This window comes from Candidatus Pelagibacter sp. HIMB1715 (assembly GCF_052047595.1).
Taxonomy (GTDB): Bacteria; Pseudomonadota; Alphaproteobacteria; order Pelagibacterales; family Pelagibacteraceae; genus Pelagibacter.
Map to the genome: position 1 here is coordinate 12,758 of NZ_JBNAJY010000001.1, position 22,751 is coordinate 35,508.

Consider the following 22,751-nt stretch of genomic DNA (forward strand, 5'->3'; position numbering starts at 1 on the left):
TTTATACTAACCTCCTAACATCTCTCTTGCATCAAAATTTAATTGTAACTCTTTCCATCTCTCATAGCCAGAAGCTGGAACTCTTAAAGGTTGACATAATCTTACTGCTCTTAAGGCACTTTCTGCTAAGACTTTATAAAAACCTTGTCCAGGTTTATTCATTCTAGCATGATCTAATATCTCAGTTTTGGTGACTGAACCATCTGGTTTAAGCTTTAATTTTATTCTAACTAGTAAATTTTCATCATATGGCAAACCTAAGGGGATACTCCAACAACCAAATATTTGTGCTTTTAAAGCATCTTCCTCACTTAGAGTAAGCTTAGAGTTTTCAAGGTTTCTTACTTGATCTTGTGTAACATCATTATTGGTTTTCACTTTTTCCGCTGTTTCTTCTTTTGATTTATCTATCAATGCAGCAATGTTATTTGGATCAAATAAATCTTTTTTTTCAAACTCAGATACTTGCTTTACTTCATTATCTACCTTTTCTGGATTTTGTTTTTTTTCCTCTTTAGTCTTTAATTTTTTTACCTCTTTATCTGGCAAAGGGACAGCTTCGGGATTTTGTTTTTCTATCGTTTTGTTTTTTTTCTCTGAGACAACAGTCTTGGTTTTAGTTTTTTTTACCTTTTTGGGTGGAGCTTGCTCTGAGACAAGTTTTTTTTCTTTTTCTTTTACTTTTTCAATAATTTTTTTTGCTTTAGGCGCAAAAGGAATATTTGTTTCTTCTGTTATTTGAATTAATTCAACAGAAACTATTGGTGGAAGGTCTATTGGTTTTTTTGATAGAAAAGGCAAACTTAAAGCTGTAAGGACAACTAAAGATATGTGTAAAGCTGAGGATATAGCGATACTACTACTCTTCACCGTAACTACCTTTGTTTAAGAGGCTCAGAGATTAAAGCAACTTTTGTAAAACCAGATCCAGATAATAAACCCATTATCTCTAAAACTCTTCCATAGTTTATTGTTTTATCACCTCGTACATAAATTCTTGTGTCAGTTCTATTTTTTGAAACAGCTAAAACTTTAGCGATAATATTGTCATACTCTACTTTTGATTCTTGAATAAAAATTTCACCTTTAGCATTGATAGATAATGTTAAAGGTTCTGTTTCCTCAGGCAAAGAATCTGCTGAACTCTCAGGTAGATCAACCTGAACACCAACTGTTAAAAGTGGTGCAGTGACCATGAATATAATTAATAGAACCAACATCACATCAACAAAAGGAGTAACGTTAATCTCACTCATTGGTTCTTTTGATGAGCGATTTAGTTTAAAGGCCATTTAAATTATTGTTAAAAATCTTTTTGAAAAATTCTCTAATTTTTCTGAGTATTTTTTTGCGTCTGTATTAAATTTATTGTAAGCAACTACAGCAGGTATCGCAGCTAACAATCCTAATGCAGTTGCAAATAATGCTTCGGCTATACCAGGTGCAACTATTGCGAGACTAGTATTTCTTGAAATAGCAATTGACTGAAAAGAATTCATAATGCCCCAAACTGTTCCAAACAATCCAATAAATGGTGCAGTTGAACCAACAGTTGCCAAAAATGTAAATCCCTTTTCAATCTTTGACATTTCCTTTTCTATTCCGCCCTCAAGGAACGCAGTCATTCTTTCACTCAAATTTGTTTTTGATTTTTTCTTAAGTAAGTTTTCCATAGCATTTTGGAATACCAAAGACATTGGGTCTTCTAAATTATTTGGTAAACTGTTATAAAAATTTTCAGCAGATTTAGAGTTCCAAAATTTTTCTTCAAATTCTTCTGAAGATTTATTTATTTTTTTAAAAAGTCTATATTTTTCTATAATCACCGCCCATGAGTATACTGAGCAAAGTATAAGGCTAATCATTACTGCTTTAACAATTATATCTGCTTTTAAAAATAAGCTAAAAAGTGAAAAATCTGTATTTGTTCCTAAGTCTAATGCATTTGAGGCTATATCTGCTTCCATAATCACTCATCACACTTAATTGTGTCATGAATTTGGCTATATAAATTTAAAGATTATTCATTTTTGTATGTTTCATGAAAATAACTGGATATCAGAATTGCATCAGCTTTATTAGAGTCTTTTTTTTTAGATAAATTTGACGAAAAATAAGGAAATATTTCAATAGCTCTTGTCCTGCTAGCATCCTTTTCTGAATTAATTAAATTAAAATATTTTTTCCATTTTGCTGGTCTTACAAAATAAATTGGCAACTGCATTGCACTGCAAATACCTTTTAAAATTCCAAAAGATTGACCAAAATTAAACATACTAGTTACACCTTGACCTGGCATAGCTGAAACTTGTTCTATAACAACTTTAATATTTTTTTTTTCATATGTTTTTATTCTAAAAGAAATTTCATTATATATTTGAGATCCATTAACTTGTTTTTTATTTTTTTTTCCTTCAGTCATTGTTGGCATCTCAAGAACATCTTTGATTATTCCATTCTCTAAAAAACATATAGATCCTGATATTCCTGGATCAATTCCGATTATTAACATCAAATATTTCCTAAATTTACGTTAGAAAAAACGTTCTGAACATCATCATCATCTTCTAGATTTTCTAAAAACTCAATCACACTCTCTTTTTCATCATTTTGAATATCAACACTATTGATTGGCACCCACTCAATCTCTGTAGAAATAAAATTTGCAATTTTATTTTCTAATTTTTTTTTTACATTATATATTTCATTTGAAATACATTGAACTTCGTGAAATTCCTGGTGAGAGATACATTCCTCTGCACCAGCTTCTATAGCCAATTCAAAAATTTTGTCTTCTGATATTTCATTTTTATCAATCTTTATTATCCCAAGTTGTTTAAAGTTATGAGAAGCTGATCCTTGCGTACCTAGACTTCCACCAGATTTTTGAAAAATAGTTCTCACATTGGAAGCTGTTCTATTTTTATTATCAGTTAAAGTTTCAACAATTACAGCAATTTTGTTTGGTCCAAATCCCTCATATCTCAAATTTTCAAAACTTGCACCAGACGCTGCAGAAGATTTATCTATTGCTCTTTCAATATTATCTTTTGGCATATTTGCTGATCTAGCAGCCTGTACTGCTGATCTTAATCTTGGGTTCATTGCAGGATCTTTATCTCCCAACTTTGCAGCTACTGTAATTTCTTTTGATAATTTAGAGAAAATTTTTGAACGTTGCTTATCAGCTTTTCCTTTTTTATGTTTAATACCCGCCCAATGAGAATGACCTGCCATATATAAATTAAAAGTTTTTTAATTTTTCTCCAAATATATAACTATTAATGCTTTTAGCTAAACCAGTATTTATATCACAATCAACAATAACACCAGACAAAGTCCCTTCTCCAACGGCAGGAAAATGTTTAACTGAGTCTTTTTTTAAAAATCTGTTTAAAGAATTCTCTTTATCCATCCCAATTACAGAGTCGTAATCTCCACACATGCCTGCATCAGTTTGATATCCAGTGCCATTGTTGAGTATTCTTGCATCATTAGTTGGTATATGAGTGTGAGTTCCAACAACTAACGTTGCATGACCATCAAAAAAGTGACCTATAGCATTTTTCTCACTAGTAATTTCACCATGAAAATCAACTACCAATAAATCGTAGTCTTCTTTAAATTTATACTCACTCAAAAATTTTTTTGAAGTTTCAAAAACATCTTCACACTTTTTCATAAAAACATTGCCCATAAGGTTAAGTACACCGATTCTAATATTTTTATCAGTTTTAAAAATTTGAAAACCTCGGCCTGGTGCAGGTTCAAAAAGATTTTTAGGACGTAACAATCTATCTTCTTTTTCTATGTACTTCATGATTTCTTTTTGATCCCATACATGATTACCAGTTGTTATTACGTTAACACCACAGTTATAAAAATCTTTGCAAATTTCCTCTGTCAAACCAACACCTTGGGCTGCAGCATTTTCACCATTAGCAATAACAAAATCTATTTTTTTTGATTTAATTTCACTAAGTAAGCTACTCGTAAGTTTAGAACATCCTGAAATACCTACAACATCTCCTAAAAATAAAATTCTCAAAATGTTAAACCTCTTTCAGTAATTATTAAATCAAGCTTCTTATCATAATTATTAACTGGTACCTCTTTTAATTCTTGGAAAGAAAAAGCAAATCCAACTTTAAAGACCTTTTTTTTTATTTCAATTTTTTCAATATAACGATCATAAAAACCACCACCATAACCTAAACGGTTAAATTGCTTATCAAAAGCTAATAGTGGAACTAGTAATATATCTGGATAAACTTTCTTTTGAGATAATGGTTCAATAATACCGTATTTGTTTATCTTTAATGGATTATCTTTGGACCATTCATAAAAGTCCATTTGGTTATTTTTCTTGATGATCGGTAATGAGGTAATTTTTTTATTTTTACTAAATAGATTTAAAACTTCTAAATCATCTATTTCATGATTGCATGGATAATATCCTCCAACAATTTTTGTTTTAAGCTTATTATCACTTAGAAATTTTATTAATTTTAAAGAATTGATTTTCAAATTTTCTTTAAAATTTTTTTTTCTAAGTGATGATATCTTTCTTCTTAATTTAGATTTATTCACAAATTTATTGAGATAAATTTTCTTGTTTTGCTTTTTCGACAAAACTTGAAATTTTCTCTGCGGCATTATCAATTAAATCTTCATATTTTTTTTGATTAGTTTCAATCTCGATTTTTAATTTGTCATGATTTAAATTTAGCTCTTTTATTTCTTCTTCTTTTTTATCTTTATATTCATAAATTAGAGTTTTTAATTCTTTAAATTTATTTGATAAATCTTTTAATTCTTGTTTCTTTTGTTCAACTTTCTTTTTTGTTTCGTAGTATTCATCCATTATTTTAACTGCTGTAATTAATAAGAGTTTATTCTCTCCTAAATTCCCAAGATCGTTTTTTAAATGATTAAATTTCTGGTTTATTTGAATTAACAATTCCTCTAAATGTTCTTCTTGTCCATCATCACAAGATAGTAAAAACTCTTTATTATTGAATTTGATACTTACATTTGCCATTTATCAATCTCCTCCAACAAAGTATCTGTTTCTTGGTTTAATTCATCAATTTTCTCAGAAAACTCTATTTGTTTTCTTTCTTCAACCTTTTCTTTACTTTTAAACTCATCTAATCTTTTTGACAAAATTTCGTTCTGATCTAATAGTTCTTTATATTTTTTTTCTAGCTCATTTTTTTCAATCTCTAATTGATTTTTTTGCAAGTTAAGATTTTGAATATTATTTTTCAAATCCGGATTAGTTAGATCTAAATTTTTTAATTCTTCTAAAGCTAGATTAAGTTTTTTTTCTTTTTCGTTTACAGAATTCATATATATATACTTATAATATTAAATAGAATCTTCTTAGTCTAGTCAGGATAATTTTGAGCAAAATACATAACGATTTAGCAAATTGTATCAGATTTTTATCTATTGATGCAGTCCAAAAAGCTAATTCAGGTCACCCCGGGATGCCAATGGGTATGGCGGACGTTGCGACTGTACTTTTTAGGTATTTTTTAAGATTTAATCCGCGAAATCCAAATTGGTTAAATAGAGATAGATTTGTTTTATCAGCCGGGCATGGTTCAATGCTTCTTTATTCTTTGCTGTACTTAACTGGTTATAAAAGTATTTCGTTAAATTCGATTAAAAAGTTTAGACAACTAAACTCTATTTGTGCAGGTCATCCAGAGTATCGCCCAAAAACTGGAATTGAAACAACCACTGGACCACTTGGACAAGGAATAGCGAATGCAGTTGGATTTGCAATAGCTGAGGAAGTGCTCAAAAAAAAATTAGGTAAAAATCTTATTAATCATAAAACTTATGTTCTAGCTGGCGATGGTTGCTTGATGGAAGGTATTAGTCACGAAGCAATGAGTTTAGCTGGTCACTTAAAATTAAAAAATTTGGTGATGCTTTTTGATAACAATAATATTTCAATAGATGGTCCAACAAGTCTTGCAGTATCAGACAACTTTAAAAAAAGATTTGAAAGCTATGGATGGGATTACATATTAATTGATGGTCATAATGAAAATCAAATTTATAGAGCTTTAAAAAGAGTTCAAAATGCAAAAAAACCAACAGTAATTTCTTGTAAAACAAAAATTGGATACGGTTCTCCAAATAAATCTGGTAAGTCGTCTTCACATGGTAGTCCTTTGGGATTAGATGAAATTAAATTAGTAAGAAAAGTACTTAAATGGAAATATAAACCTTTTGAAATTCCAAATAAGTTATTGAACCAATGGAGAGCTATAGGAAGAAAGGGTCAGTTAATTGAAAAAAAATGGGACAAATTAACTAAAAAACAAAGTAAAAAATTAAACCTTATCAAAAATAATAATAACTTTAAAAATGTTTTAAATACAGAAAAGAAACTTGCAATCAAAGAACCTAAAAGCTTAGCAACAAGAAAATGTTCTGAGTTAACTTTAAGCGCATTAACCAATTCAAATAATAATCTTATTGGTGGTTCTGCAGATTTGGCTGGATCTAACAATACAAAAACAAAAAAACATAAAATTATTACACCAGGTAATTTTGAGGGAAATTATATTCACTATGGTGTCAGGGAACATGCAATGAGTGGGGTTATGAATGGGATCGCACTCCATAGTAATTTTATTCCTTATGGTGGAACTTTTTTAATATTTTCTGATTACTGCAAACCATCAATAAGATTGTCAGCTCTAATGCAACAAAGAGTTATTTATGTAATGACGCATGATTCAATTGGCTTAGGTGAAGATGGACCAACACATCAACCAATTGAGCAATTATCTGGTTTAAGATCAATTCCAAACCTTAATGTATTTAGACCTGCAGACAGAATTGAAACAATTGAATGCTGGGAGCATGCTTTAAAAACTACCAATTCTCCAAGTGTGTTGTCTCTAACAAGACAAAATTTAAATCCGATTAGAAAAAAATATTCATCAAATAATAAATGTTCACTTGGAGCTTATGAAGTGCTTAGAACAAATAAGAAAATTAAATTAACAATTTTGGCAAGTGGTTCAGAAGTAAATCTTGCAATCGAAGCAAGTCATAAACTTGCCAAAGATAAAATTTATTCTAAAGTTATTTCAGTACCTTGTATGGAGCTTTTTGATGAACAAAGTAAATCTTATAAAAATAAAATACTAAATGAAACCAAAAATAAAATCTCTATAGAAGCTGGTTCAAGTGATTGTTGGAAAAAGTATGTTGGAGAAAATGGAAAAAATTTTGGAATTAATGAATTTGGTAAAAGTGCACCATTTAAAGAAATATATAAATATTTTGGGTTAACAAAAGAAAATATAACTAACAAATCAAAAAATTTAATTAAAAATTAATTATGACAATTAAAGTTGGAATTAATGGAATGGGTAGAATTGGTAGAATGGTAGTTCGATCAATTATAGAAAGCGAAGATAAAAGAATAAAAATACAACACATCAATAACAGATCAAATTCTGAGGCTACCTGCACATTGATAAAATATGATTCAATACATGGTAAATTTAATGCTGATTTAGATTTTGATGAAAGTCATTTGATAATAAATAGTGAAAAAATTACATTTTCACAGGAGTCTAGTATTGAAAATATAGACTGGAGAAAATTTGATGTTGATTATGTTTTTGAGTGTACAGGAAAATTTAATTCTAAAGAAAAACTTTTAGCTCATATAAAAAATGGAGCAAAAAAAGTAATAGTATCTGCACCGTGTAAAAATGCAGATAAAACAATCGTATTTGGTGTAAATGAAAAAGATATAACCAGTAAGGACCAAATAATCTCAGCTGCATCATGTACGACAAACTGTTTGGCTCCAGTTGTACATACACTTAATGAAAATTTTGAAATTGAAAAAGGGTTTATGACCACTATTCATGCATTTACAAGTGATCAAAGGATTCTAGATAATTCACATAAAGACCCAAGAAGAGCAAGATCAGCAAGTCAATCAATAGTTCCAACATCTACTGGTGCATCAAAAGCAATTGGTGAAATAATTCCTAGCTTAAATGGAAAGTTAGAGGGGGTCGCAATGAGAGTACCTACCCCAAATGTTTCACTTGTAGAATTAGTTTTCTGCACGAAAAAAAATATCAATAAAGAAAATATAAATAAATCATTTGAATTAGCATCAAAAAATAAACTAAAAAATGTATTAGAAATCACTTATGAAAAGTTAGTATCAATTGATTTTAATCATAACCCTGCATCTGCGATTGTTGATGGATCTCTTACTAATGTTGTTGGAGACAATATGGGTAAAATTTCAGCCTGGTATGATAATGAATGGGGTTTTTCAAATCGTATGTGTGATATTGCAGAGTTTATTCATCAAAATTCTTAATGCAAAGTATTTCCGTATTAAAAGACCTGGCAGGTAAAAAAGTTATTTTAAGATTGGATTTAAATGTACCTCTTAAGAATGGTAAAATAACTGACACTACAAGAATTGACAAAGTTCTTCCAACAATTAAATTTTTATTAAAGCAAAATTCAAAAATAATTATCTTATCTCATGTCGGTCGACCTAAAGGAAAAATAATAAAAGATCTTTCGTTAAAACCAATACAAGAGGATATAGAAAAAAAATTAAATGAGAAAATAAACCTTATCAAAAAAAATATATATGAGATAAATAAAGACTTACTTGATAATTTTAGTGAAAAAATTTTATTAATTGAAAATATTAGATTTTATCCAGAAGAAGAAAAAAATGACACTAATTTTGCAAAACATTTATCAAGTTTAGGTGATATTTATGTAAATGATGCTTTTTCATGCTCACATAGAGCTCATACATCTGTTTGTGAAATTTCAAAATTTTTACCGTCCTTTTCAGGATTACAACTAGATTTAGAGATTGGTGCATTAAAAAAAATTACATCTAATATAATTAAACCTGTTACTTGCATAATTGGAGGATCTAAAATTTCTACTAAAATTAATATTATTAAAAATTTAATTCCAAAATTTGATAACATAGTAATTGTGGGTGCAATGGCGAATAACTTAATTGAACATGATGGATATAATATTGGAAAATCTCTTAAAGAAGAAAATGTTAATTCTATAGTTAATGAAATACTTTCATATTCAATAGAAAAAAATTGTAGATTAATTTTTCCAGAAGATGTGGTGGTGGCCAATGATTTAAATGGTCACCCTAAAATTAAAGAATTGAATCAAATTAAATTAAATGAAATGATTTTGGATATAGGTCCAAAAACTGTTGAAAGTATATGTAATATTATTGATAATACAAACACCATATTATGGAACGGTCCTGCTGGATATTTTGAAAATCCTAATTTTGCTAATGGAAGCACTGCAATTGCAAAAAAAATTGTTGAAAAATATAAAGAAGATAAAATTTATTCTGTTGTAGGTGGTGGAGATACCGTTTCATTAATTAATTCTTTAAATGCTGTTAAAGACTTTAATTTTGTTTCAACTGCAGGTGGAGCATTTTTAGAATATCTTGAAGGAAAAGAACTTCCTGGTATAAGCGCTTTAAATTGATATGTCTGAACTAAATAAAATAGCTCTTCAAATACTTTCAAATGGCAAAGGAATACTTGCGGCAGATGAAAGTAATGGAACTATGACGAAAAGACTTGAGGCTGTAAATATTGAGTCTACACCAAAAAACAGACTCGCTTTTAGAGAAACTCTTTTTAGTTCAGAAAGCATGAAAGATTGTATCGGTGGTGTGATCTTATACGATGAAACAATAAACCAAATTTCAAGTCTAGGTAAATCAATTCCTGAATTAATCTCTGCTAGTGGAGCAGTACCTGGAATTAAAGTAGATACAGGTACAAAAAATTTAGCAAACTCTCCAGAGGAAAAAATTACAGAAGGGCTAGACGGGCTAAGAGAAAGATTAAAAAAGTACTATGAGCTTGGTGCAAGATTTACAAAATGGAGAGGTGTTTATTCGATAAGCAATATCTATCCTAGTAAACTTGCAATTCATTCTAATGCTCATGCGCTTGCAAGATACGCCGCGTTAGTTCAAGAATGTGAAATGGTTCCTATAATAGAGCCAGAAGTTTTAATGGATGGTGATCATGATGCAGACGAATGTTTAAAAAAGACAACAGAAGTTATAAAAAAGTGTTTTGAAGAATTAATATTACATAAAATTGATTTGTCAGGTATCATTTTAAAACCAAATATGATTTTAGCTGGAAGTAATTCAAAAAATAAAATCTCTAATGAAGAAGTTTCAGATAAAACACTTGAATGTCTTAAAAATTCAGTACCAACTGAAGTACCAGGAATTGCTTTCTTGTCAGGGGGCCAATCTGAAGTAGAGGCAGCAGAAAATTTAAATTTAATTAGCAAAAATAATACTACAAATTTTATAATGACCTATTCATATGGTAGAGCATTGCAACAGAGTGCTCTTAAATTTTGGTCTAAAGATACTACTAAAATCAGCGAAACACAGGATGTGTTTAACCATAGAGCAAGAATGTGTACTTTGGCTGCTCAAGGAAAATGGACAAGCAACCTTGAGAATAAATAAAAAAAAATTTATTTATCTTATATCTCCAAATAAAATAACAAAGAATTTTTACCAAATATTAAATAGAGTATTAAAATCAGGTAAAATAAGTTTTTTTCAAATGAGATTTAAAAAATACTCATTTAAGAAAAAAATTTTGATAGGAAAAAAAATTAGACAATTATGTAAGAATTATAGAGTAAAATTTATTGTTAATGATGACCCAATTCTTGCAAAAAAATTAAACGCTGATGGATGTCATTTAGGGCAAAAAGATATGAATATTAAAGTAGCCAAAAAAATAATTGGAAATAAAATTATTGGAATAACTTGTCACAACTCAATTAAACTTGCAAAAGAGGCAATTAAAAACAAGGCTAACTACATTGCATTTGGTGCTTTTTTTCAAACAAAAACGAAGAAAGTTAAATACAGGGCTAATATAAAAACTTTGAATAAAGTAAAGGAATTATCAAATATTCCCATAGTTGCTATTGGTGGAATAACAAATGAGAACTATAAAAAACTTTTATTGAACAATGCAAAATTTTTAGCTATCTCAGGCTACATTTGGAATAATAAAAAATACAAACCTACAGAAGCTATAGAAAGTTTAATATGAAAATAAATGCTAGTGAAATTAGAGCTGGAATGCTTTTAGAATATAAAAATGATCTTTGGCAAGTTCTAAAAACACAACATGTAAAACCTGGTAAAGGGGGTGCATTCGCACAAGTAGAAATGAAAAGTGTTGGTAAAAATACCAAACTAAATGAAAGATTTAGATCTAGCGAAACAGTAGAAAAAGCATCATTGGATGAAAATAAATACAATTATATGTATGAAGATGATACTAATTATTTTTTTATGGAACCAAAAACTTTTGAGCAAATTGAAATTAAAAAAGAAATTATTGGTGAACAAGGTAAATTATTAACTGAAAATCTTGAGGTATCTGTAAGTTTTTATAATGAAAATCCAATTTCAGTTGAATTACCAAATCAAGTACAATGTAAGATAGAAATTACTGATGTGGCATTAAAAGGTCAAACAGTATCTTCCTCTTACAAACCAGCAACTCTAGATAATGGTTTAAATATTCAAGTTCCACCATTTATAGAAGCAGGAGATGAAGTCATTATTGATACTCGCAATTTAGAGTACGTAAAAAAGATTTGAAATGATATCAATATCCTCAAATCTTAACTTAATGATTAAAGCTGCTGAAAAAGCATCTAAAGCTGTAATAAGAGATTTTGGAGAAGTAGAAAAATTACAAGTATCTAAAAAAGGCCCTTACGATTTTGTTACTAAGACTGATAAAAATGTAGAAAAAATTTTAATAGAAGAGCTATCTAAATCCAAAAAAAATTATTCATATATCACAGAAGAAACAGGTAAGATAAATAATAAAGATAAAGAAAATTTTTGGATTATAGACCCAATAGATGGGACAACTAATTTTCTTCACGGTATTCCACACTTTGCTATTTGTATTGCTCATATGTCTAAAAACAAAATTATAAGTGGATTAATTTTTGATCCGATAAAAGATGAAATGTTTTTTTCTGAAACAAACAAGGGTGCATATCTAAATAATCAAAGACTAAGAGTGTCAAAAAAAAATTCTACAGAAGATTGTTTATTTTCAAGTAACCATGAAGGTACAAAATTTAGTGATCTAAATATGAGGTGTAGTGGATGTGCAGCACTTGATCTCGCATATGTGGCCTGTGGAAGACTTGATGGTTTTTTTCATAATAAAATTAATATTTGGGATGTGGCAGCTGGTGCTTTAATGGTAGAAGAAGCTGGTGGAATAGTTAACGAAATTAACAAATTTGATATAAAAAATATTGATATCAGAGCTTCAAGTAGTGCAATTAACGATAAAATGCTTGAAAAATTAGTTAACTTTTAATTGTTTTAAAAAATTCTTTTGCTATAAGTCTCCGCATGAAAAAAAATATTCATCCAAACTATCATACTATTAAAGTAGAAATGACTGATGGAACACAATTTGAAACAAAATCGACTTGGGGTGCCGAAGGTGATTTACTTAAACTTGAAATTGATCCAAAATCACACGCTGCCTGGACGGGTGGAAAACAGAAATTAATGGATAAAGGTAGAATAAGTAAATTTAACAAAAAATTTCAAAACTTCAAATCTGAAAAGAAAGATTAAATGTCCAATGCACCTCTAATGCCTATGGCTACTGCCGTTTGGTTAGTAGAAAATACAACTCTAACATTTAAACAGATTGCAGATTTCTGCAAACTACACGAAGTAGAGATACAAGGTATAGCAGATGGAGAAGTTGCAAAAGGGATTAAAGCTTATAATCCAATAATTTCAGGACAACTTTCTAGAGAAGAAATAGAATTATCATCTAAAGATGAAAGTAGACCACTACAAATCAAAAGTAGTGATATTGAAATTTCAAACGATGAAAAGAAAATAAAAAAATATATACCTCTTTCAAAAAGACAAGATAAACCAGATTCTGCTTTGTGGCTTATTAGACAGCATAATATTTTGAAAGATTCACAAATAGCCAAATTAGTTGGAATTACAAAAAATTCTGTGACTTCTATAAGAAATAAAAGTTTCTGGAATTACAATAATCTCAATCCAAAAGATCCGGTTGCATTAAATTTATTTTCACAAAAAGATCTGATAGAAGCAATAGAAAAAGCTGAAAGAAGAATTAAGAGAGAAAAAAAAGAAAAAGAAAAACAAAATAAAGTAAATAAAACAAGCACAAATGAACAAAACTAATAGACATAAATTAATAAAAGTGATAACAAACCACTTTTTCGGAGGTAGTTATTAAAATAGAAGTTAAAGATAATAATGTTGAACAAGCATTAAGAGTATTAAAAAGAAAACTGCAAAGAGACGGTTTCTTTAAAGTTATTAAATTAAAAAATACCTACGAAAAACCTTCTGAAAAGAAAAAAAGAATTCTTCAAGAAAACATTAAAAGAGTTAAAAAGTTAAATAAGCTCAAGAATAGAATTTAAATATATCGCGGGGTGGAGCAGTCTGGTAGCTCGTCAGGCTCATAACCTGAAGGTCGGCGGTTCAAATCCGTCCCCCGCAACCAATTTAGTTATAATTTAAAATTAGATTTTTTGCTATCGATTAGAAATGCCTTAACTGTTTCAACAGTAAGCTGATTAAAAGACTTACCGAACATTTCAATTTTTTCAATCAATGCTGGTGGAATTGTGATTATATGACATCCCAATTGTCTAGCTTGCAAATAATTATAAGGTTCTCTCACACTAGCCCATAAGATCTCTACATTTTTAAATTTCTTTGCCAATTTTATACTTTTTTCAAATTCAGGAATTGGATCTTTACCTGTATCTCCTGCTCTTCCTGCAAAAATTGAAATAATTACTTTTGTTTGTTTGTTTATAACTTTAAGTATTTTTGAAGTTTGTTTGGCTGTGTATACTGCTGTTATATTCAGCTTTATATTTTTACTATTTAGCTCTCTAATAACTTGGCCTGAAAATTTATTTTTTGAATTAACCACTGGAACTTTGACGTAAACATTTTTGCCCCAAGTATTTATTTCTTTTCCTTGCTCAATCATAGATTTTTGATCATCAGCAAACACTTCAAATGAAATTGGTTTACTTTTACAAACTTTTAGTATTTGTTTAGAGTATAATTTGTAATCTTTTGCTCCAGCTTTTCTCATTAAGCTTGGATTTGTTGTAAATCCTTTCACACTTTGTTTCTTATTAAATTTTTTAATTGAAGATAAATCTGCAATATCACAATAAATTTTTGTATTCATTAAATCTATAAATTCTTTGTAATATCTTCAGTCATTTTTTTTGCATCTGCAAATAACATCAATGTATTTTCTTTATAAAATAAATCATTATCAATTCCTGCATATCCGGGGGATAAACTTCTTTTAACAAACAATACTGACTTACATTTTTCTACATCTAAAACTGGCATTCCATAAATTGGGCTTTGTGGATCTGTTTTTGCTACAGGATTAGTAACGTCATTTGCACCAATTACAAATGCCACGTCTGCATTTGCAAAATCGTTATTAATCTCCTCTAATTCGAATACTTCATCATATGGAACATTCGCTTCTGCCAACAATACATTCATGTGTCCAGGCATTCGTCCTGCTACTGGATGAATAGCGTATGAAACCTTAATGTCATTTTTCTTTAATGTATCTACCATTTCTCTAAGAGCATGTTGAGCTTGCGCAACTGCCATTCCATATCCTGGAACAATTATAACTGATGAAGCATTTTTCATTAAAAAAGCCGCGTCATCAGCATTACCACTTTTTACTGGTCTCTGTTCTTTGGTTTGATCTCCTGTGTTTTGATCGTTAGCACCAAAACCACCTAATATTACATTAAAGAATGATCTGTTCATACCTTTACACATAATATATGAAAGTATGGCTCCAGACGATCCCACCAACGCACCTGTTATGATAAGCGCCGAATTTTCTAAGGTAAATCCTATTCCTGCTGCAGCCCAACCAGAGTAAGAATTCAACATTGAGATTACAACTGGCATATCTGCACCACCTATAGGAATGATGATTAAAAATCCTATTAAAAAGGAAACTGCAATTAATATCCAAAACAAATTAGATGATTGCGTTGAACAAAGATAAATTGTTAATATAACAATCAATAATAACAATAATGCGTTTAATAAGTGCTGACCTTTAAAAGTTATTGGTGCACCTGACATTATTCCTTGCAATTTTAAGAATGCTATAACGGATCCAGAAAAAGTAATTGCACCAACAGCTGCTCCTATCGCCATTTCAATTAAGCTTGCAAGCTTAATATATCCTGGTGTTCCAAGATTAAAGGCTGCAGGGTTAATAAATGCTGAAATTGCAACAAATACTGCAGCTAAACCAACTAAACTATGAAAGCCTGCAACTAATTCTGGCATTGCAGTCATTGGTATACGATAAGCAATAAATACACCAATGCTGCCACCAATAGCTAAAAATATTAGAACATAAATAAATCCAGAACTAAAATTACCAACAGACAAAAATGTAACTGTCACAGCAATAACCATTCCAATTATTCCAAATAAATTTCCTTGTCTTGATGTTTCAGGAGATGACAACCCTCTTAAAGCTAATATAAATAATACACCAGATACCAAATACAAAATTGCAGATAAATTTTCAGACATTTATTATTTATCCTTTTTCTTTTTTTTATACATGGCAAGCATTCTTTGAGTGACTAAAAATCCACCAAAAATATTAACAGCTGCTAATATGATCGCTAAAAATCCATAAATACTAGATGACGAAAAAACTCCTCCATCACTTCCAGATAAAGCTGCAATTATTGCACCAACGATAATTACTGAAGAGATTGCATTCGTAACTGACATTAATGGTGTATGTAAGGAGGGCGTTACACTCCATACCACATAATACCCAACAAATATTGATAATATAAATATACTTAATCTGAATATAAAAGGATCTATTTCCATAATACTATTTAATAAGTGTTTTATCTATTATTTCATCATCTAAATTAATATTTAGTTTCTTATTTTCTTTATCATATAGATTAGAGATAAAATTAAATACATTTTTTGCATACAAATTAGAAGCTGATACAGGTAACTTATTTAATATATTTGCATCTCCTAAAATTTTAACACCATTTTTTTCAACAGTTTTATCAACTTCAGTAAAAACAGTGTTTCCTCCTTGAACTGCTGCTAAATCATAAATGACAGAACTGGGTTTTAAATTTTTGAACATTTCCTCTTTAATTATTTTTGGAGCTTCTCTACCTGGGATTAAAGCAGTACAAATTATTATATCAATTTTTTTTAATGTTTCTGTTAATAATTCTTCTTGTTTCTTTTTAAATTCGTCTGAGGCTTCTTTTGCATAGCCACCTTCAGTTTCTAAATTTTCAGATCCTTCAACGGTTAAAAATTTTCCTCCTAAACTTTCAACTTGTTCTTTAGATGCCATTCTCACATCAGTAGCAAATACAACGGCCCCCATTCTTTTAGCAGTTGCAATAGCTTGCAATCCTGCAACTCCTGCTCCAACAACCAATACTTTTGCTGCAGGAATAGTTCCTGCTGCCGTCATCATCATTGGAATTGCTTTCTCATAAACTTGAAAAGCTTCCACCACTGCTTTGTAACCTGCTAGGTTAGCTTGTGATGATAGAATATCCATTGATTGTGCCCTTGTTATTCTTGGAAGCAGCTCTAATGAAAAGCAATTTATTTTCTTAGATTTTAAATTCTCTAATTTTTCTTTATTTAAAAAAGCATTCAATGAACCAACCAAACTTTGGTTTTCTTTAAATAATGATAGTTTTTCTTCTTGTGGCAATCCTAATTGAATAACAATTTCAGAATTTTTAATTATTTCATTTTCATCAACTAAAAAATTAACACCTTCATTTTTATATTCTTCATCACTAAACCCTAAGTGAGTTCCATAATTATTTGGCAAAGTTAAATTAAATCCTAAACTAATATATTTTTTTGCAATTTCTGGAGTTATGGCTATTCGCTTCTCAGTAATATGGTTTTCAGAAATTGAAACTAAATTCATAATAATTTATATTATTACAAAAGAAACATTGCCATTAAAATTAAAACTATAATTACAGCAATTGTTCCCCAAAGAACAAATTTAGTAAAATTATTCCAAGTCTTTTTATGGTCTTCATTATCCATAAAACTATTTTTGTCTTGCTTTAAATTTTGGGTTAGTTTTGTTAATGACATAAACTCTTCCTCTTCTTCTTACTAGCTTAGAGTTTAGATCTCTTTTTTTTATAGATTTTAATGAGCTTTTAATTTTCATATTTAATTGTTGTAATGCCGGCAACGTCCTACTCTTCCATGTCTTAAGACAAAGTACCATCGGCGCTGAAAGGCTTGACTTCCGAGTTCGGAATGGGATCGGGTATAACACTTTCGCAATAATTACCGGCGAAAGCTTTATACCTTTTTAAAAGATATTGTAAACCATGAAAAAAGGCTTTTTTTAAATGGTTTTAATAAAATTTTTTGTATAGTCCTCTAAGTTTATCTTTCTAAATATTTTATAGACTTTGTAGAATTAATTAGTTCCTTTCTCATTTTCAAGGAGGTAACATTTTTTTTCAATTAAAATCAATAAATCTAAGATTATGAAAATTCATACCAGGATTTTGGTAATACAATATCTGGTTTTTTTTTACAATTTTTCTCATCTAAGGGATGGGGAAACTTTTTAGCATATACGAAATTTTTAACTCGGTCTTTTCTTAAAAAAGTTATTTCAAGATAGTGCGGAATTTCAATATTATTTCTTTTTAAAATAGGAGAATGATTATTTGGATGAATATGTACAACATAAAAGTTTTCTAAAATTTTTTTAAAGCACGAATACATAAATTGGTTACTATGTAAATCAAATAACCTAGTTAGGAAGTGAAATTCAACAACAATAATTCTAAATTTTTTTAGTTCTGTTTGAGGTATATCCAAAAAAACTTTATACTCATCACCCTCTATATCCATTTGCATTATCAAATCATTATTATAATTTTTTAAATATTTATCTTTCCAATTTAAATAGCTTATTGTGGTATCTGAACTATAAGAATTTATAAATTTTTTTTCAAAAACAAGATTAGGATGTTCGATAGGTAGTTTTTCAACACTGTAGTCTGCAATAAAAGATTTTATTCCCATCTCTGCTAAATGTAGCTCAAAAGAAGAAGATTTTCCTACTCCCATTGAAAAACAGTATTCAATTCCCTCTAGGTCATCAGGCAATAAATAATTTCCATCAATTTCTGTATTTTTACCAATTCTTATTAATTTTTTACCTTCTGCTTCAATAGGTCTTAATTCTCGAATTAATTCTTTTATTTTTATATTTGTTGCGTTCAGTCTTGATAAATCGTATCCGAAGGACCACAATAGTTTTTGAATAAAATGTTTCACTAAATAACTTAGTCTGGTTATAAATTATCTCTTTTCGATAATATTAAATTTTTCTTTTTAGTCCAATTTATATTAAATCTTTTATCTCTCCAACTATAAGTAAATTGATCATTTTTGTCTAAATATTTTCCATTATAAAAAAGTTTATAAAAGACAACTGTTTTTTTTGATAAACAAAGATATGAATTTCCCACATTTGGTGGTATCAAAATACTAGTAAAGTCACTTTCTGAAAGTTTAAATTTTGAATATTTTCCAAATTTTTTTGATTTTTTATTACAGTCTACCAATACTAACTCGATTTTACCTGATATACAGCATAATAATTTCCAAGTTTTTTTGTCACCATGAATTCCTGTTAAAGAATTTTTTTTTCTAATTATAAATTTATCATCAATATTTGAAAATTTTTTTTTTAAAATTTTTTTTTTAATTTTATTATTAAATTGTGTATATAAGTATCCTCGATGATCTTTGAAATAAGAGCTATTAATTATAAATACATTTTTTAAAATTTTGTCTTTTTTGTAATTGAATGAAAACATATTTAATTTAATATTTTTTTCAAAATTAAGTTATGAGTAAAAATATAAATTAGAATTAAAAACTGCATACATTTAATAGCCAGATTATCAGTCTCTTTTGAAATATTAAAATATAGGTTTAAATATCTTTTGTAATCAAATGAACCGCTATAAGTGGATTTGGAGTAAGTCGCAAAAGATAATGTTTTATTGATTATTATTGGTTTAATTATTTTTGATAATCTAATCCAGCACACATAATCATTTCCATACCAATGAATATTATTAAAATAACCAACTTTTTTTAAATATTTTCTTTTACAAAATGATGATGGCGTCATTATATAATCTACTAAATGCAACGTATTTTTATTGTAATTTTTAAGCATAAAAGTTTTTATTTGGGTTACTAGAGTTCTTATTTTTTTTCCTTTATTATCAATGTAAGATCCATAGCCAATTATCCAATTTGGATTTAATAATTTAATTTTTTTAATTAAAATATTAAATATATTTTTTACAAGTTTATCATCATCTCCTAAAAAACTAATATACTCACCACTTGCTACCTTTGCTCCATTCTTAAAAGCAGATTGAAAACCTTTTTCATTAAGAACAATTTTTATTTTAATTTTCTTTTTTTTTTTTATTTCTTCTGCAAATTTCAAGGTTGATAAGTCTTTTTTTTCTACAACCAAAACCCACTCACATAAATTGTTATTTTTTTGATTTAAAAGTTGTTTGTATGACTTTTTAAGGTTTTTAAGTCTTTTATATGTTGGAGTGATTAAACTGAAAAGGTATTTTTTTTTTATTGTTTTAGTAGAAGCTTGTACCATTTGATTGTCTGTTTTACTCCATCACTTAAACTAACTAATCCAAACTTATAGACTTTTTTTAATTTTTTAAAACTTATATTTACAGTTTTTGGAGCACCTGGTACCGAAACGTTTTTAGATGGCAATGATAAGCTGGCATTAGTGTTTTGAGATATAATTTTAGCTAGTTTCAAAATTGTTGTTTTTGAATTTCCACAAATATTATAAATACCAGTTTTATCTTTAGCCAATAATTTTAGTATATAAATCATAACGTCTCCAATAAAAATATATTTTCTTACACTTTGACCCCTATCAAGCATGCTTATATTTTTTTTTTTTAAAGCTTTTAAAATAAAATCATTCAACACACGTTTATCAGTTAATCCAGGTCCAGCACCGTAGGCTAAAGATAATCTTATGATAAGAACAGAATAACCATCATTTATTTTGTTATGTGATAATGTCTCACCAAATTTTTTTCCATTTATATATGATGCCCTATCATTATCAGAATTGGTATTACCAGATTTTGTTTCAACAAAGTCTTTATTGAGACCATTATATATTTCTGATGAGCTAAAAAAGATAAGTTTACCTTTTTTTTTTAAAGAATAATATGCATTATTTAAGCCAATTGAAGAAATAAATAATGTTTTTTTATCTTTGATAAATGAGGACGGAGAAGAATAGCCAGCACAAAAAAATATTAAATCAAATCTTTGATTTAGTTTCTTTTCCGTAATATCTAATTTCAAAAAATTAATATTTTTTTCACTAATATTTTTCATAATATTCTTAGCTAAATGAGATTTGCTTACACAACATATTGATATCTTTAGATCAAATTTTTTTTTTAAATTTATTAATGTGCTAAGTATATTTAGACCTACCAATCCGTTAGATCCAATAATTAATATTTTTTTAAATTTTTTTAATGGGTTTTTTCTAAAATGACTAATTACATATTTATTTTGTTCTAAAAGAAAACTAGCTTGATTTAACTTCATTTTAATTTAATTACTTTCATTATTTTATTTAAAATTTTTTTTTTACTAAAATTGATTTCTTTATATTGATCTTGTTCGCTTCCATAAGTATCGAAAAATTTAATTGGTAAACCAAAATCAATAATTTTTACAGATTTATTAAAATTTAAAGAAATATCACTAACTAATGATCCAATATACATTTCGTGTAATAATATTATTTTTTTTACATGTTTAAAATTATTCAAAGCTTTGGAATCAAAAGGTTTAATTGTACTATAGTATAAAATATTAACATTTAGATTTGATAAATTTTTTTCTATAAATCTTAAAGAAGGACCAAATACAATTAAAAGTGTTTTACTTGATTTTAATTTTTTTAAACAGTTTGATTTTCCTTTTTTAATTTTAAATTTTAAATTATGGAAATTTTTGGATAATCTTGTGTAAGAAGGAAGACCCGATTTATTTTGTTTAAGTAATGTTTCAAGTTCATAGTTGTTTCCAGGAAAAAAAATCTCAATATTTGGTAATTTTTTTAGTATAGCAATATCCTCTGGGCAATGATGAGTGCAGCCTAGTTCGCTATACTCTAAAGACCCACCACAGCTAATAATATTAACATTCATTTTTTGATAACATAAATCAAGCTTAATTTGCTCAAAACATCTTTCCACTACAAATGGAGCAATTGAATAAACATAGACTTCTTTTTTATTAATAGCCAAACCTGATGCAAACCCTATCATTGATTGTTCTAAAGTGCTCATATTATAAAGATTTTTTGAATTACCAAAAACTTTACTAAATCCATAAACTCCAATATCTCCTAATAAAATTATAACATTTTTATTTTTTTTAACTTTTTCATATAATATTTGTGGCAATAAGTTTCTCATAAAATTAATTTTTAATACTTAGATACAAATTATTTAATTCTTGACGACTATTTGGAAATCTATGATGCCAAGAATTTTGTTGAAATATTTTTGATCCATTTCCTTTAATTGTCTTTGCTATAATTACTTTTGGAAATGATGATTTATTTGGCTTACTTAATGCATTATAAATTTGATTATGATTGTGGCCGTTAATACTTTGAACATTTTTTGAAAAACCTGAAAGTTTTTTTTTTAAATTTCCAAGGGGGATAGCTTCATTTCTAGAAAAATTTCTATCAATGATTATAGTCAAATTATTTAAATTAAATTTATTTATTATAAACATTGACTCCCAAGTCGTTCCTTCAAGACACTCTTGATCTCCTAGGATAACATAATATTTTTTTTTTAAATTATTTAGTTGATCTGCAAATGCCATGCCAGAGATAATTGGTAATCCATGTCCTAAAGAACCTGTAGATGCAGTAATGTATCTGCTTTTGTTAATATCTGGATGTCCACCTAAAACACTATTTTTTGAACAAAAACTTAAAAAAACCTTTTTACTAATTTTTTTATAATAAAATAGCATTGCATAATAAGCTAAACAGCCGTGTCCCTTACTTAATATAAAATTATTTAAATATTTTTTTTTTCTTAAAACATACCCACCTTTAAACAAGCAATAAATTATGTCTAATATTGAGAAAGAGCTAGGTATGTGTCCTTCTTGAGAATTATAGGATACTTCAATTATTTTTTTTTTTAACGCAACAATTTCAGTGTTCATTATTTTTTTAGGTCAATTAAGTTATAAAAAACTGTTAGTGTTACTAAATTGATAAAGAAAAACAATCTTAATATAAGTTTTATTATTACACCGAATTCAAAAGTAAATCCGACGTTAACCGATACCAATCCAAAAACAAGTTCACTTATCGCAAAGTTTTTTGGAGTAATAGGTACTTGATCTAGAAAAGAATTAACAATAA

The 22,751-nt window shown here is 28.1% G+C and carries 32 protein-coding genes, 1 tRNA gene and 1 rRNA gene; 11 read left to right on the plus strand and 23 right to left on the minus strand.

Annotated features, from left to right (window positions below; genetic code table 11):
• Positions 1 to 6: 6 nt before the first annotated feature.
• From ACTTAY_RS00070 to ACTTAY_RS00110, 9 genes are read right to left on the minus strand one after another with little or no spacing between them, the layout of a single operon-like run.
• Positions 7 to 870: an energy transducer TonB gene (locus ACTTAY_RS00070; protein ID WP_440671901.1), complete on the minus strand. Its 864-nt coding sequence runs from the start codon at positions 868 to 870 to the stop codon at positions 7 to 9.
• A 5-nt stretch (positions 871 to 875) separates the two neighbouring features.
• The gene (gene tolR, locus ACTTAY_RS00075) at positions 876 to 1,292 is read right to left on the minus strand and encodes a protein TolR (protein WP_075506058.1); all 417 of its coding nucleotides are present in this window, start codon (positions 1,290 to 1,292) and stop codon (positions 876 to 878) included.
• The gene (gene tolQ / locus ACTTAY_RS00080; RefSeq protein ID WP_440671902.1) at positions 1,293 to 1,967 is read right to left on the minus strand and encodes a protein TolQ; all 675 of its coding nucleotides are present in this window, start codon (positions 1,965 to 1,967) and stop codon (positions 1,293 to 1,295) included.
• 53 nt (positions 1,968 to 2,020) lie between these two features.
• Positions 2,021 to 2,512 (minus strand): crossover junction endodeoxyribonuclease, encoded by a 492-nt coding sequence (locus tag ACTTAY_RS00085; protein WP_440671903.1) that lies wholly within the window; start codon positions 2,510 to 2,512, stop codon positions 2,021 to 2,023.
• On the minus strand, positions 2,512 to 3,237 hold the full coding sequence (locus ACTTAY_RS00090; protein ID WP_440671904.1) for a YebC/PmpR family DNA-binding transcriptional regulator: 726 nt from the start codon (positions 3,235 to 3,237) through the stop codon (positions 2,512 to 2,514). Before ACTTAY_RS00090 ends, ACTTAY_RS00085 begins: the two co-directional genes overlap by 1 nt.
• 7 nt (positions 3,238 to 3,244) lie before the next feature.
• Positions 3,245 to 4,048, minus strand: a complete 804-nt coding sequence (locus tag ACTTAY_RS00095; protein WP_440671905.1) for a TIGR00282 family metallophosphoesterase — start codon at positions 4,046 to 4,048, stop codon at positions 3,245 to 3,247.
• A complete protein-coding gene (locus tag ACTTAY_RS00100) occupies positions 4,045 to 4,590 on the minus strand; it encodes a 5-formyltetrahydrofolate cyclo-ligase (RefSeq protein ID WP_440671906.1) in 546 nt (181 codons plus the stop codon). Before ACTTAY_RS00100 ends, ACTTAY_RS00095 begins: the two co-directional genes overlap by 4 nt.
• Positions 4,591 to 4,594: 4 nt before the next feature.
• On the minus strand, positions 4,595 to 5,041 hold the full coding sequence (locus ACTTAY_RS00105) for a cell division protein ZapA (RefSeq protein ID WP_440671907.1): 447 nt from the start codon (positions 5,039 to 5,041) through the stop codon (positions 4,595 to 4,597).
• Positions 5,029 to 5,352, minus strand: a complete 324-nt coding sequence (locus ACTTAY_RS00110; RefSeq protein ID WP_440671908.1) for a 5-formyltetrahydrofolate cyclo-ligase — start codon at positions 5,350 to 5,352, stop codon at positions 5,029 to 5,031. Before ACTTAY_RS00110 ends, ACTTAY_RS00105 begins: the two co-directional genes overlap by 13 nt.
• 53 nt (positions 5,353 to 5,405) lie before the next feature.
• On the opposite strand from ACTTAY_RS00110, the gene tkt reads away from it, so the two are divergent.
• The 11 genes from tkt to ACTTAY_RS00165 all read left to right on the plus strand — a co-directional run bounded on the left by tkt (position 5,406) and on the right by ACTTAY_RS00165 (position 13,652).
• Positions 5,406 to 7,367: a transketolase gene (tkt, locus tag ACTTAY_RS00115; RefSeq protein ID WP_440671909.1), complete on the plus strand. Its 1,962-nt coding sequence runs from the start codon at positions 5,406 to 5,408 to the stop codon at positions 7,365 to 7,367.
• Between the two features lie 2 nt (positions 7,368 to 7,369).
• Complete coding sequence (gene gap, locus ACTTAY_RS00120; protein WP_440671910.1) at positions 7,370 to 8,377, plus strand: type I glyceraldehyde-3-phosphate dehydrogenase; 1,008 nt, start codon at positions 7,370 to 7,372, stop codon at positions 8,375 to 8,377.
• Positions 8,377 to 9,552 (plus strand): phosphoglycerate kinase, encoded by a 1,176-nt coding sequence (locus ACTTAY_RS00125; RefSeq protein ID WP_440671911.1) that lies wholly within the window; start codon positions 8,377 to 8,379, stop codon positions 9,550 to 9,552. The genes gap and ACTTAY_RS00125 overlap by 1 nt, the downstream gene beginning before the upstream one ends.
• 1 nt (position 9,553) lies before the next feature.
• Positions 9,554 to 10,564, plus strand: a complete 1,011-nt coding sequence (locus ACTTAY_RS00130) for a class I fructose-bisphosphate aldolase (RefSeq protein WP_440671912.1) — start codon at positions 9,554 to 9,556, stop codon at positions 10,562 to 10,564.
• Positions 10,551 to 11,165 carry a thiamine phosphate synthase gene (thiE, locus tag ACTTAY_RS00135; protein ID WP_440671913.1) on the plus strand — a complete coding sequence of 205 codons (615 nt, stop codon included), beginning with the start codon at positions 10,551 to 10,553 and terminating at the stop codon, positions 11,163 to 11,165. Before ACTTAY_RS00130 ends, thiE begins: the two co-directional genes overlap by 14 nt.
• On the plus strand, positions 11,162 to 11,722 hold the full coding sequence (efp, locus tag ACTTAY_RS00140; protein ID WP_440671914.1) for an elongation factor P: 561 nt from the start codon (positions 11,162 to 11,164) through the stop codon (positions 11,720 to 11,722). Before thiE ends, efp begins: the two co-directional genes overlap by 4 nt.
• A gap of 1 nt (position 11,723) precedes the next feature.
• Positions 11,724 to 12,464: an inositol monophosphatase family protein gene (locus tag ACTTAY_RS00145; protein WP_440671915.1), complete on the plus strand. Its 741-nt coding sequence runs from the start codon at positions 11,724 to 11,726 to the stop codon at positions 12,462 to 12,464.
• A gap of 35 nt (positions 12,465 to 12,499) precedes the next feature.
• Complete coding sequence (rpmE, locus tag ACTTAY_RS00150) at positions 12,500 to 12,730, plus strand: 50S ribosomal protein L31 (RefSeq protein WP_440671916.1); 231 nt, start codon at positions 12,500 to 12,502, stop codon at positions 12,728 to 12,730.
• On the plus strand, positions 12,731 to 13,324 hold the full coding sequence (locus ACTTAY_RS00155) for a cell cycle transcriptional regulator TrcR (protein WP_440671917.1): 594 nt from the start codon (positions 12,731 to 12,733) through the stop codon (positions 13,322 to 13,324).
• 50 nt (positions 13,325 to 13,374) lie between these two features.
• Positions 13,375 to 13,569: a 30S ribosomal protein S21 gene (gene rpsU, locus ACTTAY_RS00160; protein ID WP_075484443.1), complete on the plus strand. Its 195-nt coding sequence runs from the start codon at positions 13,375 to 13,377 to the stop codon at positions 13,567 to 13,569.
• Between the two features lie 6 nt (positions 13,570 to 13,575).
• Positions 13,576 to 13,652: transfer RNA gene (locus ACTTAY_RS00165), tRNA-Met, on the plus strand.
• Positions 13,653 to 13,658: 6 nt separating this feature from the next.
• Here ACTTAY_RS00165 and ACTTAY_RS00170 read toward each other — a convergent pair.
• The 14 genes from ACTTAY_RS00170 to ACTTAY_RS00235 form a co-directional block, all read right to left on the minus strand.
• Positions 13,659 to 14,357, minus strand: coding sequence for a transaldolase family protein (locus tag ACTTAY_RS00170; protein ID WP_440671918.1), 699 nt, complete (start codon positions 14,355 to 14,357; stop codon positions 13,659 to 13,661).
• A gap of 5 nt (positions 14,358 to 14,362) precedes the next feature.
• Positions 14,363 to 15,757 (minus strand): NAD(P)(+) transhydrogenase (Re/Si-specific) subunit beta, encoded by a 1,395-nt coding sequence (locus tag ACTTAY_RS00175; protein ID WP_440671919.1) that lies wholly within the window; start codon positions 15,755 to 15,757, stop codon positions 14,363 to 14,365.
• Positions 15,758 to 15,760: 3 nt separating this feature from the next.
• Positions 15,761 to 16,069 carry a proton-translocating transhydrogenase family protein gene (locus ACTTAY_RS00180; protein ID WP_440671920.1) on the minus strand — a complete coding sequence of 103 codons (309 nt, stop codon included), beginning with the start codon at positions 16,067 to 16,069 and terminating at the stop codon, positions 15,761 to 15,763.
• A 4-nt stretch (positions 16,070 to 16,073) separates the two neighbouring features.
• A complete protein-coding gene (locus ACTTAY_RS00185; RefSeq protein WP_440671921.1) occupies positions 16,074 to 17,162 on the minus strand; it encodes an NAD(P) transhydrogenase subunit alpha in 1,089 nt (362 codons plus the stop codon).
• Between the two features lie 14 nt (positions 17,163 to 17,176).
• A complete protein-coding gene (locus ACTTAY_RS00190; RefSeq protein ID WP_440671922.1) occupies positions 17,177 to 17,287 on the minus strand; it encodes an aa3-type cytochrome c oxidase subunit IV in 111 nt (36 codons plus the stop codon).
• Between the two features lie 4 nt (positions 17,288 to 17,291).
• The gene (ykgO, locus tag ACTTAY_RS00195) at positions 17,292 to 17,417 is read right to left on the minus strand and encodes a type B 50S ribosomal protein L36 (RefSeq protein ID WP_008545413.1); all 126 of its coding nucleotides are present in this window, start codon (positions 17,415 to 17,417) and stop codon (positions 17,292 to 17,294) included.
• A gap of 15 nt (positions 17,418 to 17,432) precedes the next feature.
• Positions 17,433 to 17,547 (minus strand): 5S ribosomal RNA (rrf, locus tag ACTTAY_RS00200).
• A 196-nt stretch (positions 17,548 to 17,743) separates the two neighbouring features.
• On the minus strand, positions 17,744 to 18,547 hold the full coding sequence (locus tag ACTTAY_RS00205; RefSeq protein WP_440671923.1) for an FkbM family methyltransferase: 804 nt from the start codon (positions 18,545 to 18,547) through the stop codon (positions 17,744 to 17,746).
• Positions 18,548 to 18,564: 17 nt separating this feature from the next.
• Positions 18,565 to 19,092 (minus strand): dTDP-4-dehydrorhamnose 3,5-epimerase family protein, encoded by a 528-nt coding sequence (locus ACTTAY_RS00210; protein ID WP_440671924.1) that lies wholly within the window; start codon positions 19,090 to 19,092, stop codon positions 18,565 to 18,567.
• Positions 19,093 to 19,094: 2 nt separating this feature from the next.
• The gene (locus ACTTAY_RS00215) at positions 19,095 to 19,910 is read right to left on the minus strand and encodes a glycosyltransferase (RefSeq protein ID WP_440671925.1); all 816 of its coding nucleotides are present in this window, start codon (positions 19,908 to 19,910) and stop codon (positions 19,095 to 19,097) included.
• Positions 19,883 to 20,899, minus strand: a complete 1,017-nt coding sequence (locus tag ACTTAY_RS00220; protein WP_440671926.1) for an NAD-dependent epimerase/dehydratase family protein — start codon at positions 20,897 to 20,899, stop codon at positions 19,883 to 19,885. The genes ACTTAY_RS00215 and ACTTAY_RS00220 overlap by 28 nt, the downstream gene beginning before the upstream one ends.
• Positions 20,896 to 21,777: a hypothetical protein gene (locus ACTTAY_RS00225; protein ID WP_440671927.1), complete on the minus strand. Its 882-nt coding sequence runs from the start codon at positions 21,775 to 21,777 to the stop codon at positions 20,896 to 20,898. The genes ACTTAY_RS00220 and ACTTAY_RS00225 overlap by 4 nt, the downstream gene beginning before the upstream one ends.
• Before the next feature lie 4 nt (positions 21,778 to 21,781).
• A complete protein-coding gene (locus ACTTAY_RS00230; RefSeq protein WP_440671928.1) occupies positions 21,782 to 22,549 on the minus strand; it encodes a 1-deoxy-D-xylulose-5-phosphate synthase N-terminal domain-containing protein in 768 nt (255 codons plus the stop codon).
• Positions 22,549 to 22,751 (minus strand): hypothetical protein (locus tag ACTTAY_RS00235; protein ID WP_440671929.1); only part of this gene is annotated, 203 nt, incomplete at its 5' end. The genes ACTTAY_RS00230 and ACTTAY_RS00235, both read right to left, overlap by 1 nt.

Bases quoted from the DNA above. Each gene is read 5' to 3' on its own strand.
- efp (WP_440671914.1), top strand. From the start codon at position 11,162: ATGAAAATAAATGCTAGTGAAATTAGAGCTGGAATGCTTTTAGAATAT.
- ACTTAY_RS00180 (WP_440671920.1), bottom strand. From the start codon at position 16,069: ATGGAAATAGATCCTTTTATATTCAGATTAAGTATATTTATATTATCA.
- gap (WP_440671910.1), top strand. From the start codon at position 7,370: ATGACAATTAAAGTTGGAATTAATGGAATGGGTAGAATTGGTAGAATG.
- ACTTAY_RS00145 (WP_440671915.1), top strand. From the start codon at position 11,724: ATGATATCAATATCCTCAAATCTTAACTTAATGATTAAAGCTGCTGAA.
- tolQ (WP_440671902.1), bottom strand. From the start codon at position 1,967: ATGGAAGCAGATATAGCCTCAAATGCATTAGACTTAGGAACAAATACA.
- ACTTAY_RS00085 (WP_440671903.1), bottom strand. From the start codon at position 2,512: ATGTTAATAATCGGAATTGATCCAGGAATATCAGGATCTATATGTTTT.
- ACTTAY_RS00125 (WP_440671911.1), top strand. From the start codon at position 8,377: ATGCAAAGTATTTCCGTATTAAAAGACCTGGCAGGTAAAAAAGTTATT.
- ACTTAY_RS00170 (WP_440671918.1), bottom strand. From the start codon at position 14,357: ATGAATACAAAAATTTATTGTGATATTGCAGATTTATCTTCAATTAAA.
- ACTTAY_RS00225 (WP_440671927.1), bottom strand. From the start codon at position 21,777: ATGAGAAACTTATTGCCACAAATATTATATGAAAAAGTTAAAAAAAAT.
- ACTTAY_RS00130 (WP_440671912.1), top strand. From the start codon at position 9,554: ATGTCTGAACTAAATAAAATAGCTCTTCAAATACTTTCAAATGGCAAA.
- ACTTAY_RS00190 (WP_440671922.1), bottom strand. From the start codon at position 17,287: ATGGATAATGAAGACCATAAAAAGACTTGGAATAATTTTACTAAATTT.
- ACTTAY_RS00175 (WP_440671919.1), bottom strand. From the start codon at position 15,757: ATGTCTGAAAATTTATCTGCAATTTTGTATTTGGTATCTGGTGTATTA.
- ACTTAY_RS00155 (WP_440671917.1), top strand. From the start codon at position 12,731: ATGTCCAATGCACCTCTAATGCCTATGGCTACTGCCGTTTGGTTAGTA.
- ACTTAY_RS00215 (WP_440671925.1), bottom strand. From the start codon at position 19,910: ATGGTACAAGCTTCTACTAAAACAATAAAAAAAAAATACCTTTTCAGT.
- ACTTAY_RS00230 (WP_440671928.1), bottom strand. From the start codon at position 22,549: ATGAACACTGAAATTGTTGCGTTAAAAAAAAAAATAATTGAAGTATCC.
- ACTTAY_RS00185 (WP_440671921.1), bottom strand. From the start codon at position 17,162: ATGAATTTAGTTTCAATTTCTGAAAACCATATTACTGAGAAGCGAATA.
- rpmE (WP_440671916.1), top strand. From the start codon at position 12,500: ATGAAAAAAAATATTCATCCAAACTATCATACTATTAAAGTAGAAATG.
- ACTTAY_RS00220 (WP_440671926.1), bottom strand. From the start codon at position 20,899: ATGAAGTTAAATCAAGCTAGTTTTCTTTTAGAACAAAATAAATATGTA.
- tolR (WP_075506058.1), bottom strand. From the start codon at position 1,292: ATGGCCTTTAAACTAAATCGCTCATCAAAAGAACCAATGAGTGAGATT.
- ACTTAY_RS00105 (WP_440671907.1), bottom strand. From the start codon at position 5,041: ATGGCAAATGTAAGTATCAAATTCAATAATAAAGAGTTTTTACTATCT.
- ykgO (WP_008545413.1), bottom strand. From the start codon at position 17,417: ATGAAAATTAAAAGCTCATTAAAATCTATAAAAAAAAGAGATCTAAAC.
- ACTTAY_RS00090 (WP_440671904.1), bottom strand. From the start codon at position 3,237: ATGGCAGGTCATTCTCATTGGGCGGGTATTAAACATAAAAAAGGAAAA.
- ACTTAY_RS00210 (WP_440671924.1), bottom strand. From the start codon at position 19,092: ATGTTTTCATTCAATTACAAAAAAGACAAAATTTTAAAAAATGTATTT.
- ACTTAY_RS00110 (WP_440671908.1), bottom strand. From the start codon at position 5,352: ATGAATTCTGTAAACGAAAAAGAAAAAAAACTTAATCTAGCTTTAGAA.